General features: G+C 43.0%; 12 protein-coding genes. 3 read left to right on the top strand and 9 right to left on the bottom strand.

All coding sequences use genetic code 11. The features are described 5' to 3' along the window. Window positions 1-6: 6 nt before the first annotated feature. The 4 genes from ruvA to K5609_RS10135 form a co-directional block, all read right to left on the bottom strand. Window positions 7-627 carry a Holliday junction branch migration protein RuvA gene (gene ruvA, locus K5609_RS10150; protein WP_221077051.1) on the bottom strand — a complete coding sequence of 207 codons (621 nt, stop codon included), beginning with the start codon at window positions 625-627 and terminating at the stop codon, window positions 7-9. A gap of 147 nt (window positions 628-774) precedes the next feature. After that, window positions 775-3876 (bottom strand): efflux RND transporter permease subunit, encoded by a 3102-nt coding sequence (locus K5609_RS10145; RefSeq protein ID WP_221077050.1) that lies wholly within the window; start codon window positions 3874-3876, stop codon window positions 775-777. Beyond that, entirely contained in the window at window positions 3869-5170 is a 1302-nt protein-coding gene (locus K5609_RS10140; RefSeq protein WP_221077049.1) for an efflux RND transporter periplasmic adaptor subunit, read from the bottom strand. The genes K5609_RS10145 and K5609_RS10140 overlap by 8 nt, the downstream gene beginning before the upstream one ends. Continuing rightward, window positions 5157-5813, bottom strand: a complete 657-nt coding sequence (locus tag K5609_RS10135; protein ID WP_221077048.1) for a TetR/AcrR family transcriptional regulator — start codon at window positions 5811-5813, stop codon at window positions 5157-5159. Before K5609_RS10135 ends, K5609_RS10140 begins: the two co-directional genes overlap by 14 nt. A gap of 279 nt (window positions 5814-6092) precedes the next feature. On the opposite strand from K5609_RS10135, the gene rssA reads away from it, so the two are divergent. Together rssA and K5609_RS10125 are read left to right on the top strand one after the other, a co-directional pair. Continuing rightward, window positions 6093-7022, top strand: a complete 930-nt coding sequence (rssA, locus tag K5609_RS10130) for a patatin-like phospholipase RssA (RefSeq protein WP_221077047.1) — start codon at window positions 6093-6095, stop codon at window positions 7020-7022. Between the two features lie 179 nt (window positions 7023-7201). Beyond that, window positions 7202-8143 carry a YeiH family protein gene (locus tag K5609_RS10125; RefSeq protein WP_221077046.1) on the top strand — a complete coding sequence of 314 codons (942 nt, stop codon included), beginning with the start codon at window positions 7202-7204 and terminating at the stop codon, window positions 8141-8143. Window positions 8144-8172: 29 nt separating this feature from the next. Here the strand turns inward: K5609_RS10125 and K5609_RS10120 are convergent, their stop codons facing one another. Further along, window positions 8173-8334, bottom strand: a complete 162-nt coding sequence (locus tag K5609_RS10120; protein ID WP_221077045.1) for a hypothetical protein — start codon at window positions 8332-8334, stop codon at window positions 8173-8175. A gap of 251 nt (window positions 8335-8585) precedes the next feature. Between K5609_RS10120 and K5609_RS10115 the strand changes: the two genes are divergently transcribed. Further along, window positions 8586-8963: a hypothetical protein gene (locus K5609_RS10115; protein WP_221077044.1), complete on the top strand. Its 378-nt coding sequence runs from the start codon at window positions 8586-8588 to the stop codon at window positions 8961-8963. A gap of 10 nt (window positions 8964-8973) precedes the next feature. Here the strand turns inward: K5609_RS10115 and K5609_RS10110 are convergent, their stop codons facing one another. The 4 genes from K5609_RS10110 to K5609_RS10095 all read right to left on the bottom strand — a co-directional run bounded on the left by K5609_RS10110 (window position 8974) and on the right by K5609_RS10095 (window position 12280). After that, window positions 8974-9795 (bottom strand): lipase family protein, encoded by an 822-nt coding sequence (locus K5609_RS10110; RefSeq protein WP_221077043.1) that lies wholly within the window; start codon window positions 9793-9795, stop codon window positions 8974-8976. Between the two features lie 88 nt (window positions 9796-9883). Continuing rightward, window positions 9884-10450, bottom strand: a complete 567-nt coding sequence (locus K5609_RS10105) for a hypothetical protein (protein ID WP_221077042.1) — start codon at window positions 10448-10450, stop codon at window positions 9884-9886. Window positions 10451-10508: 58 nt separating this feature from the next. Further along, complete coding sequence (locus K5609_RS10100; RefSeq protein WP_221077041.1) at window positions 10509-11267, bottom strand: alpha/beta fold hydrolase; 759 nt, start codon at window positions 11265-11267, stop codon at window positions 10509-10511. Further along, window positions 11264-12280, bottom strand: a complete 1017-nt coding sequence (locus K5609_RS10095; RefSeq protein ID WP_221077040.1) for a DUF2817 domain-containing protein — start codon at window positions 12278-12280, stop codon at window positions 11264-11266. Before K5609_RS10095 ends, K5609_RS10100 begins: the two co-directional genes overlap by 4 nt. Window positions 12281-12361: the final 81 nt, after the last annotated feature.

Raw genomic sequence — 12361 nt, 5'->3', positions numbered from 1 at the left:
CCTTTGTTACAGTGCCGCTTTTAAGGCTTCTCTGATCAGCTCTTCACTGCTCATGCCATTGGTCCACACTAGTTTAACCAACTTATCTGCTTGGTTACCTTTGTAACCCAAAGACTCTAGCGCTGCGGTAGCTTCATCTTTAGGATCTACACTTGCGTGTAAGGGTAAATCTCCATGGCTACTTAGGCTATCACTTATTGGCGTTTCTGGAAGTTCTACGTTCCAGTTTTTCAAGCGGTCTTTCATTTCGACTAGCAAGCGTTCAGCAGTTTTCTTACCGATGCCAGGCACTTTTACTAAGCTTGATAAGTCTTCATGTTTAACGGCAAACACAAACTGCTCACAACTTAAGCCCGATAGTATGGCTAAGGCTACTTTAGGACCAATACCATTTACCTTGATCAATTCTCTAAATAAGGAGCGAGAAGCCTTATCATGAAAACCATAAAGCAACTGGGCATCTTCTCGCACAATAAAGTGAGTTAACAAGCGCACAGACTCACCCAGTTCAGGTAATTGATAAAAACAGTTCATGGGTAATTGAATCTCGTAGCCTACTCCGGCTACGTCAATTAAAACAAACGGTGGGACTTTTTCTTCTAAGGTACCTTTAATGGTAGCGATCACTGCATAGACTCCTAAACTAACTGCGCTTAGCTTAACCTAAAGACTGGATATACATCCAGTCTTTTACAGTTAATTTGTCTGAGAATTCGCTAACAATTGGCTGCAAACAGCTTATTAATAGCTCACCCGTTTTAAGCCTTAGTCCCTCTACAACGATTGATGTTTGTGTACTAAATTCCAATCGGCCAGTACCGCATAGGCTGCTGGAATAATAAACAACACCATCATGGTAGAAGCAATAATACCAAACACTATCGACACCACGATAGGCTGCACAACTTGAGCCTGTAAGCTGGTTTCGAGTAAAAGCGGAAGCAAGCCGGCAGCAGTGGTTAAGGAGGTTAAAAACACCGCTCTAAAACGCTCTTTGCTTGCGTTAACAACAGCCTGATAAACGTCATCCCCTTCATCCAAGTGGTGCCGGATATACTGCACCAGCAATATAGAGTCATTTGTTACAATGCCCGCTAAGGAAATAAAGCCCAAAATAGACGGCATGCTTAAGTTATGGCCTAACAAAAAGTGGCCCCACAATACGCCTATTAAGGCCATGGGAATAACCGTAAGCACCACCACTGGCTCTAAATAACTTCTAAACTGGAAGCTCAAAATAGCAAAAACCCCAAAAATACCAATGGCAAAACTTTTACTTAATGAAGCCCCTACTTTGGCACTTTCTTTAGCCTCTCCTTCAAAATCAACACGCAAACCAGGAAACTGCTTCTGAAGCTCAGGCAGATAACTCCCTTGTACCAATTGCATCACTTCATTGGTATTCGCTACCCGGGTATCGACATCAGCCATTACCGTTACTGTACGCAAGCTATTAATGCGCTGGATACGCACATAAGCCCGTTGATACTCAATGTTTGCGATGGACGATAAAGGTACTTGTTGGCCATCGGCCAGCACAATCGGAAAGTTAGCTAATGCTTGTAAGCTTCCGGACTGTTGCTTGTTTAACCTTACATCAATTTGCATATTCTCTGGGCCAATCTGAAACTCATCAGCTATGGTACCTTGGTAAGAAGCACGAAGTTGTTCCGCCACCATTTGGCCGTTAACCATAAACGACTCCGCCCCTCCTCGAAGTGAAATCACTACCTCTTCTTTACCAGGGCGCATGTCATCTAGAATGCTGTTCACACCTTGGAACTTACCTAGGTAAGCCTGCAGCTCAACCGATGCAGATTTTAAAGTATCAAGATTGGAGTGTTGTAAACGCACTTCAATCGCCCGCCCAGCTGGGCCCATTGTCGGTTGGGTAAAAGCTAAAGCTAAAGGTAATGCTTGATCACCTACCTGTTCCCGCCAAGCAGCAATGAAATCTTCTATGTAACTATTGCGGACCTCTGCAGAAAGCAGATCTAGGCGCACGGTAGCCACGTGAGGGCCTGACTCTCCGGCATCAGCATTAAAATTGTATTGCGCGGTTATATCGTGGATCAGCGTTTGCGGCTCGTTGTTATTGTTGGTGAACTCTTTCCCAACCAGCTGCGCTGCATTAACAATTTCCGTCACTAAGGCTTCGGTTTGGCTTAAACTTGAGCCTGGCGGCAGAATAATTCTGGCTTCTGCGATGTCACCGTCTAATTCTGGAAAGGCGGTGAATTTTACCAATCCGCTAATCACCAAAGAGAACGACAACAGCAACAAGCCCAAAGTTGCACCAAGTGAAATGTAACGCCACTTCACTATGAAGGTAACGGCTGGAACAAGTTTATTTAGTCGAAAACTTTCGAAAGCATTTAGAAATTTTGCTTTAAAGCCACTTGTGGGCCTTTCAATACCCTGATGCTGCAAGGTATGACGAAGGTGGTTAGGCAGGATCAAAAACGCTTCTACCAAGCTAATGCAAAGTACTAATAACAAAGCCATGGGCACCACGCTTAATACTGCACCCATTTGCCCGTCTAACCACATTAAACTACCCAATACAAAAATTGTGGTGAAGAACGACGAGATAACCCCAGGCGCAGCTTTTTTAACCCCTTTAACCACTGCTTGGTCGGCGCTTAGCCCTCGCTCTAGGTGAGCGGCAATCGATTCCGCAATAACAATCGCATCATCCATCATGATGCCAATAGCCATAAGTAGGCCTACCAGCGTCATAATATTTATCGACAGCCCAAATACCGACATCAGGAACAAACCACCCATAAAGGCAACCGGTAAGCCTGCAGCTATCCAGAACGAGTATCGCAACGAGAAAAACAGCCACATACTCAAAAACACCAAGATAATCCCTTGCCAACCATTCTTAAGCATCATGTTTAAGCGATCGCTTAATAGCGAAGACATGTCATTGGTGAGGGTTAAGCTCACCCCCTCAGGGCTAATAAGCCTTTGGTCGTCGACAAACTGCTGTACCGATTGTTTGATGCGCAAGGCATCATCGGCTTTATTTTTGCTAATTTTGAGTACTGCAGAAGGAAGGTTGTTGAACAGTATTTTCTCTTCATCTAATTCAAACCTGTCGCTGATGCTGGCGATATCTCCCAAGTACACCACGCTGCCATTGTTATCTGATGCAATTACCGTTTTAGCTAAGGCAAGAGGATCACGCTTACGTTGATCAAAACGAATCAATAAGTTTTTATCTGTAAGCTCTATGGTCCCGGCCGGCAAATTAATGTTTTGCTGGCTAATGGTATTGGCAACGTCATTAACGCTTAGGTTTAACCTGCGCAGCGCTGTTTGATCTAATTCAACCCGCAACTGATGATCTGAGAAACCACTCACGCTCACCATGGCCACGCCGTAATCTACCTTTAGGCTTTGTTTAAGCTCTTCGGCGTAGGCTTTCAAATCAGGCCAAGACGCTGGCGCGCTAATGGCAATATCTACAACGGGTTCCGCCCAGTCCATTTCTTTAACCACTGGCGGTTCAATTTGCTCAGGAAAATCCTTAATGGCGTTGATTTCAGTTTGAATATCCACCAACATTCGGCCAACGTCGGCGTTACCGTCAAGTTTCACTACTAGTGAGCCTAGCCCTTCAACCGCTTCACAACGGGTTTCTTCGATGCTCGATAAACCATCTACAGCATCTTCCATACGCATACATAAGCTTTCCTCTACTTCACTGGGTGAAGCGCCGGGATAAACCACAGTTGCGATAATGAAAGGGTTAGTAAATTCAGGAAAGGTTTCTCGCTTCAAGGTGCCTAAACTACTGAAGCCAAGCAGCAGAAAACTCACCATAACCAAGTTTGCTAAGGTAGGATGGCGAATAAAGAAATTAAGCATTTGGCGCTTCCTCTACTCGCAGGCTCATCCCCTCTACCGCTGGAATAAGATCATTAAGAATCAGCTGCTCACCACTGCTAATATCTCCGCTGATTGCCACACCCTGCTCAGTTCTAAATATCACAGTCACTGGAACAATGTTCAGCTTGTCTTCGCTGTCCATCAGGTAAATATTGCTGCCGTGCAACGCTCTTTCTGGCACCACAAAGTGTTGCTGCGGATAGCCCTTTATCGTCGCTTGTACATACATGCCCTTAGTCAATGGGATTTGTTGAGCTAAATCCATGCTGGCAATGTCTTGTGCGACTTCTAAGAACATGCCAACGGTGGCTTGTTCAACACTTACTGACTCAGCTACACGGGTTACTTTGGCTGGCCAACGATATTCTATTCCCGAAGCCACTAGGCTTATCGATGCTTCAAATTCTAATTCGTCAATAGATGGCAAGCCCAAGGCGTTTTGATAATGCTGTACACTGCTCACTAGATGGCGCATATCATTGAGTGACAACTGCACGTCTGCCACCATCACATCCAGCTTTTGCGCTACCACCATTACCGATTGCAAATTAACTACTTGTTCGGTTTCAATATTTACTTCAGCAATTTTGGCGTCAAAAGGCAGCACAATCTCCGTTTTACTAAGTTGACGCTGGGCATCTTCAAACTTGGCTTTTTCTACTGCGAGTTGTGCTTCAGCAACTCGCTTATCATCGGGGATGAGTTGCAAGGCATTCTCAAGCTCTTGAACCACGTTATTTTGAATTAATACATTTTGCTTTTGGTTTTCTAGCTCCGAGCTAGAAATCAGGTTCTGATCCTTAAGCTTTTGTTTACGTTTGAACTCTTCATCTACCAACAAAGCGCGTTGGCGCTCAATATCTAAGCTGGTTTTTAAGTTGGTTTCTTCTTGAGTTAAACGAGCCAGCTGAGTCATGCTTGCGTTTAAATTGGCCTCTGCTTGCACCATTTTTAAGCTGTACTCAAGAGGGTCAATTTTAAGTAACAGCGTACCCTTGGGTAAAAATCTCCCTTCTTCTAACAAGGGATGGCGATAAACTAGGTTGCCACTCACTTCTGCAACAGCTTCCCAGCTCGTTTTAGGCTCCACTCTACCGTAAGCAATGGCCAAAGGTGCTGCAGCTTGTTGCTTTAGTTCCGTCACTTCAACCAATCGAGACGACTGATGCTGAGCATTTAATGGCGCCACTTCTTTAGTCGTAATGGCGAGAACTAGAAAAAAAATACCAATAGCAATGCCTGGGAAAATCAACCAAGGTTTATTGAGCTGCATTACGTTGTTCCTTTGATTTAAACAATCCACGCTCAAGCAACTGAACGTTGTGATCGGCAAGTTTTAAAAATTTTTGTTTCGATAATTCAATTTGATTAGCTTCCAATAAACGCTCAGGCATTAAGAATGGAAACACCATCAAACTAAGAAAGCTAATTTGCGCCATCTCTGGGTCTATGCCTTCTATTAAAGCCTTTTTGTTTACCAACTGTTCAAACAATGCTTTGCTTTTAAACCGCCCCATGTTGCTTATCATAAGTTCTAGTTGCTGAGCACTTTCGTGCTCTCTAGGTAAGCCCGACAATTTGTATATGAGTTTAGGAAAATATGGGTTTTCCACCATGGTGGTGTAGTAGCCGCGCATTACCTTGCCTAAATCACTTATATCGGTATTTTGCTTGCCCTGCTGTAAAGCATTAAACACCGGATTAGAGACATTTTTTAACATCTCTCCAAATAACTGGGCTTTAGAGCCAAAGTAATAACGAATTAGCGCAGCATCAACTGCCGCTTTATTAGCTATCATGCGTATCGATACTTTGTCGTAATCAAGTTTTGCGAAGAGCTGGGTTGCCGCTTCCAGCAACTTTTCTCTGGCTTTACTATCGCCTTTTGGTCGTCCAACAGGGTTCTTTGGGCTCATAAACTTTTGAATTATTCATCAGATGTAGAATTAATAATAAGACATAACTGAGTTTGCTGCGCCTAGTTAAATTCTTCACTAGCTAGTTTTCAATGAATTTTACCTTGATTTACAATACAAACAGCGACTTACCAGCAATTATTATTTGGCTTAATGTACTTTAAGATAGCAATATCAATAAAATGATAACTTCCTCAATTTGAGCTTAGAAGTCTCTAGGATCTTGAATAAGTTTAAGCAACAATGCTAATCAAATAAGGTTCTTCGAACGGAGTGCTAATGACTGGCAAAAGTGAGTTAAAAATTGGTTTAGCGCTTGGAAGTGGCGCAGCAAGAGGTTGGTCACACCTCGGTGTGATTATGGCACTGCAAGATATGGGGATCCGCCCCCATATTGTGTCTGGCTGCTCCATCGGCGCATTGGTTGGCGCTGCGTATGCTTGCCAACGAATAGACAAATTACATGAATGGGCCTTAAGCCTTTCCAGTTGGCAGGTTTTTAACTTGATGGACTTTTCCCTCTATCGTGGCGGTTTGCTCACCGGAGAAAAAGTGTTTAACGCCGCAGAAAAATACATCGGTAGCGATATGATTGAACAACTTACTATCCCCTTTGGTGCGGTTGCTACCGAGCTAGAGTCAGGTAAAGAGATATGGCTGCAAAAAGGCAAGGTTCGTGACGCAGTAAGAGCTTCGTGCGCTATGCCGGGGCTAATGGCTCCCTATCGATTGAAAGACCAATGGCTGGTAGATGGCGCAGTGGTCAATCCGGTACCGGTTTCGCTGTGTCGAGCAATGGGTGCCGACATCGTTATTGCGGTAAACCTTAATAATGATAAATCAAGAATAGCGCTAACAGACCATCCGTTAGAATTGAATGAGCAAGATAGCAACGCTAACGAGCAACCATTTTGGCGCTTATTAGGTGGCGGCAAAGATTTCCTTAATTCAATGCTTAGTAACCTTAAGCAACCAAACAATAATCGCTCCCCAGGTATGATTGGGGTAATGTCTACCTCGATTAACATTATGCAAGAACGTTTAACCCGGACTCGAATGGCGGGTGATCCACCCGATATTTTGCTCTCTCCTAAACTGGGAGACATAGGGATCATGGATTTTCATCGCGCCGAGGAAGCGATAGCCGAAGGGAAAAGAGTGACAGTACTGATGAGACCACAGATAGAAGAAGAGTTGTTTTACCGATAATTTGCCTTTTCAGGCTGATGAATATTATCGATTAAAATAATCAATATTAGTTATATAAGAATTAATAGTATCTATAAAACAATAAGATAATGGCATAAGTTTAATTTTAGTCGCCAAATAATCACCATGCAGCGAGTCCTTTCAAGGCGTATACTTACTCCAGTTGCCGAGGGCTTAGAATGTTAGAAAAACTAAAACAAATGAGCAAAGCCGATGTATTGTGCATTGTCTTCTGTTCAATCATCATCACGCCACTGATTAATGGTCCGGGCGCGCTGGTGATTGGTGCTTGCTTAGCCAGCTTTGGTTTAACACCAAAAAGCATAGATGTAGGCGCGCTCACTAAACGTTTATTGGCAATATCCGTTGTAGGCTTAGGTTTTGGCATCTCTATCACTCAAGCCATAGAATACACCCAGCATGGTTTTGGTTTAATCGTTGGTTCTATCGCTTTCACTCTAATTCTCGGCTTAGTCGCTACTAAGCTTCTGGGTATTGAGCGCAAAACTGGTTATTTAATCTCGGTAGGTACCGCCATTTGTGGCGGTAGTGCTATTGCCGCAGTTTCACCAGCGATTAAAGCCAGCAGCAAACAAATCTCTTTGGCTTTAGCCACTGTGTTCATTTTAAATGCTTGCGGCCTCTTTATTTTCCCACTACTCGGTCACTTATTTGATTTAAGCCAAAGTCAATTTGGCTACTGGGCAGCCATCGCTATTCATGACACTTCTTCAGTGGTGGGCGCAGCAGCTAGTTATGGCGATGAAGCGCTAAGTGTAGCGACTACTGTAAAGCTTGCTAGAGCTCTATGGATTATACCCGTTGCGTTATTAAGCGCGGTAATATTCAAAGAGAAAGATGGCAAGATTTCGATACCCTACTTCATTCTCTTTTACATAATAGCCATGCTCATCAGCAACTATGTGCCAATGTTTGAAGCTGTATATAAAGGCTTATTTGAGATTTCGAAGCAATTGTTGGGTGTGTGTTTATTTTTGATTGGTTATGGCTTAACCGCTAAAAATTTGCAGCAAGCTGGTTGTAAACCATTGTTACTTGGTGTGAGCCTCTGGATCTGCATTGCCATAGGTTCATTGCTTATCATTAAAGCTTTCTACTAGAAGGCCTAGATGAAATTAAGCTCGAGTTTTTAGTTTTGAGTATCTTGGTCTTTTCCAAATAAGGAACACCCCAACATGACAAGCACTGCTACAAATGCCGTTGCTTCGAATACCGCTCGGACTAAGTCATGGCTAAACCATGCGATTAGTAGACTTAGAACAATAACTATTAACAAAATTTTGCGTAACATCTGCGCTCTCCAGTTAGCAAAACTGTAACTAACTAAAGGTCTTCTGCAAATTCAGTTTGTCTATAAGCTAGTACCGTCGCTTATAAAGAATCTTTGTTGTTCACATATATAATTAGACATACATCACATTTTTGTTAGAATCGTCCGCGGTCACAAAACTTACGGCAGGCACAATGTTTCAAACTTTGTTCTATAGAATACTTTTTCCTTTCATCATCGCTTTGTTAGTTATGATTTTAGCGATATTGCAAATGCAAAAGGTAACCTTGGCAAAGTTTTACGACAAAGATTTGAGCTTTTCAGATTACCTTAACTGGTTTTCTACACACCCAGCCAACACCGTAGACGTACTCTCCGTATTGCGTGCCCAACAACCTAATCACCATGGTGGTACCACAAAAGATTGGTGTCCCAATGTCAGTTCACAAGGTGGTTTTGTTAGCATTAGTTATTTAGATGACAAACCCGTGTGCTGCAGCTTGGGTCAAGGTCAGCGCTATGTTTACTACAAAGAAGACGAGCAGTTTATCACTCTGCTCTGTGGACGCTGGCCAAGAACAGAAGTGGTTAACGTGAGTAAAAAAGGCATTCGCGCCGTTCAGTCTTATCGCAGTGCCGCTGGCTCTTAATTAACCCGCTTTAGTGTTCGTCGAAGTAATCTTTATTGCGAATATATTTACGCATGTAGTGATAGGTAAACGGCAGTAATAACCAACTTACCAACGATTTACTCAAGCGATACCAAGTAGGCGTGTTTTCGTAAATTTTTTCATCATGTAACCACAGCATTCTGCCCACATGCCAATATACAAATGGCAGAGGTGGTAGGAAAGTTACAATATCTAAGTCACAGCATATCCGGTAAGTTTTACGGTGTAATTTGTAATGTTTCTTAAAATTCCACAGGCCCGTAGCGGGCTGGCCAAAAGTTACAACCCGTTTTACCTTTTTAGGGTATTGCCTCTCTAACCTATCGGCCACCAGCACTGCCATACAACCGCCCGAAGAATGACCCGTAAGGGAGATGCGCTTGCCCTGCTCCATCAATGGCAACAATATAGATTCAAGACGCTGATAAACCGTATATTTGTGTTTGCTTCGATTGGGATCGCAACTTAATTGCTCGAGAAGCTGCAAATAGCCCCAATGTACATGGTAATGCTCTTTCCCTACTCGATACTTACGTGGAATAAAGGCTAAATTCACCAGCCAATCAAAGATATTCATTGAACCGCGAAACACCACTATTACTTCGTCTTTGTTTTCCTTCCAAAGAACGCGCGTAGTAGAACGTCCCCAACGATCAAACACATCCTTATACAAATACTTATCAAGTTGTTCTGTCATGCCTTCCATGGCCGAAGGATAAGCTAAGCGACACAACACCGCATAACGTTCATATTGATAACGTTTTAACTTCTTTAGTTTGGCGATGGGCTCTTGAATTAGCGGTTGGTTCAAACAAAGCTACCTAAGCAATTTTGGTTGTATATTGAAACATAGTGTTCACAATTTAATATGACAATTTGATGAAACGCTGAAAGCAGCGCTATTGAGCGTAGAACTTTAACCAGTAGTGCTGCGCTTTAGTGTGATTGGGGCTAACTAAATTAAACTGATAACTATTGCCAATTTGCTGCACCACAAAAAAGTTATGAGAGTCGACGCCTGATACCTCGCTAACATTTACCCTACCCCAACCTTCGTTAAACACTGACAAACTGGGAAGGTCGAGCTCAATATTTGGCAACTTACAGCTAGGGCTAGAACTGGCTATAAGTACTCGATAGGGTAAATCTTTCCATAATTGACCTTGGCTTAATATAGAGACTTGCTGCTGAATGCTTGGGTCCCAAGCAAACTCTAAAGCAATTAAGCGGCCTTTTAGCAACTGTAAGTTATCAGCGATACATGCAGAGCTTGAAGGTAAAGTTATCTGTAACACCTGGTCTTGGTCATTTTTACTGGCTTTGTTTTGCGCCCTAAGTTCAAGCTGTTCAAGTGCTTCTATGCGAAAAGTAAGCTTTGGATAAGCGCCTTCGATAACTTCAATGGCCAATTGATTCGCTAGCGTAGAGCATGAAAACAAGCTCAAAATAAACAGCCATTTAGCCATAAACATCCACCTTTAAGTAAATACCAAAACCCCAATTACGATTTTAAGATTAGCAGCTTTATGCACCAAGCCATTGCTGAATTTGCTTCACTGTCCATAGTGGCGCATCTAAGGGGAGATCGTGCCCTGCTGTGGGATGCTGCTTAAAATCTGCTTGCCAGCGTCTTGCGAGCTCGGTACTGCAACTGGCATCCACTAATTTGTCTCTACGGCTATTTAGAATCAGCAAAGCTTGTTTGGGCTTATTTGGTGCTCTAAAAGCCGCAGCAGCTTTAAGCTGTAAGTAAGCATTTTTTAAGCTCACAGGGCATTGCTCTGCCCACTTAAACCAAGAGTCCAGCACGCGCTGGTGCTTTAAAGGGAAGCTACTGGTTAATTGCAAAATTTTTGTTTGACGCTCAATGGATGTTCTAGACCAAACTGCACTGAAAAAATGCGGATAAATACGCCAATTTAAGCGTTTATAGAACGGCGAGAACTGCGCATTGGAAGAGTTGATCAATACCAAAGAATTAACTTCACGACTAAAATTTGTTGCCCAATCTAACGCCAGCATGCCACCTAAAGATATAGCAACAATATCAACCGAATCAATGTTAGCGTTTTTGAGCCTAAGTTGAATGCGTAAGCTTTGCCGCATTTCGGCAATCGTGTCGGCACTACTTAAGTGACACAATTGACCATTACCCGGGGTATCAAAACTCAATATTGAGCGCTCTGGGAATGCTTGCTCGAGACACTTAGAAAAGTCCCCCCAATGGCGTTGCTCCCTGACTAAACCACGAATCAGTACAATTGGCCTTTGAGCTTTTTTCATGAATACCACTTTTTAATGGCTGCCAATTTATCTAATTCCAATTGTGGATCATTGAACAAGGTTTGCCATGAATAAGTCGCGTCCATTAAAAATTCCATTAATACCAAATGCCGCCTTAATACGCGCTGTACTCGGTGCGGTTTCATCGGATGATATAAACCTAAGCTATTGAACACTTGCAGCGGGTTTTTCTTTAACCAACGCCACGAGCCCATCTCCAGCGTTAAAGGGACAAAAGTACCCGAATGATTTAGTGATTGATCGTAACAGTAGTCCCAAAGGTCGCCATGACAAACATAGTGTTTGGTTTGTGGCTCAAACAAGTAGTTTTGATGTGGGAAGCCAGTAAAAAAAGCCTTACGTAAGCGATAGACCACACCAAGATCAACTATTGCTTGTGAGGCGGAGTTTGCATAAGGAAACCAAAGGCGGTCACTGTGACCAAAGCCACTATGGCAATCAAGCACTAAACTAAAGGGCCTGGGAAACAACTTGGTTTTTACAAACTCTACAAGCGCCCTGTTTTCCGTTTCCATGGCTTCACCTTTGTTACCACGAAACCAAGGTAGCTTGCTGCTTATCTGTTGCCCACCAACCATAAAGCTCGCACCATCTTTTGCGATACTTGGTGAGTTACGCATTAAATCAACCCCCTTAGCATTGGATCTTCGCTGCATGACCATGCCACCGGGGTTAACAATTGGGATAAAAGCTAAATAGCATTCATCAAGTAGCTGCTGCAATTGCAGATCCCAATCAAGACGGTTTAACAAGCTAGCTAAAAAAGACAATACCACTTGGCTACCAATACGTTCAACGCCGTGAACCCCACCTACAAACAGCACTCCAGGTTTATCAATTGAAGCTTTACCTAGACTAATTGCATGAACTGGATAAGAGGCATCTGTGTTGCCTTTAACTTCGCACAGCAACTCTACTTTTAGCTTATTTGGAAACTGCTTAATGATGCTCAGCAGTTGATCCATCTCCGGGAATTCACTCAGGCCTTGCATCGCGTCCTCGCTTGCTATAATTGGCAAGTTACAACTAGCAAAATGCCATGACAGATTTATTACCAGCTCACGATGTAATCT

Origin of the sequence: Agarivorans aestuarii (genome assembly GCF_019670125.1) — a bacterium.
Lineage (GTDB): Bacteria > Pseudomonadota > Gammaproteobacteria > Enterobacterales > Celerinatantimonadaceae > Agarivorans > Agarivorans aestuarii.
This window is presented reverse-complemented; position numbering and strand designations above follow the sequence as displayed.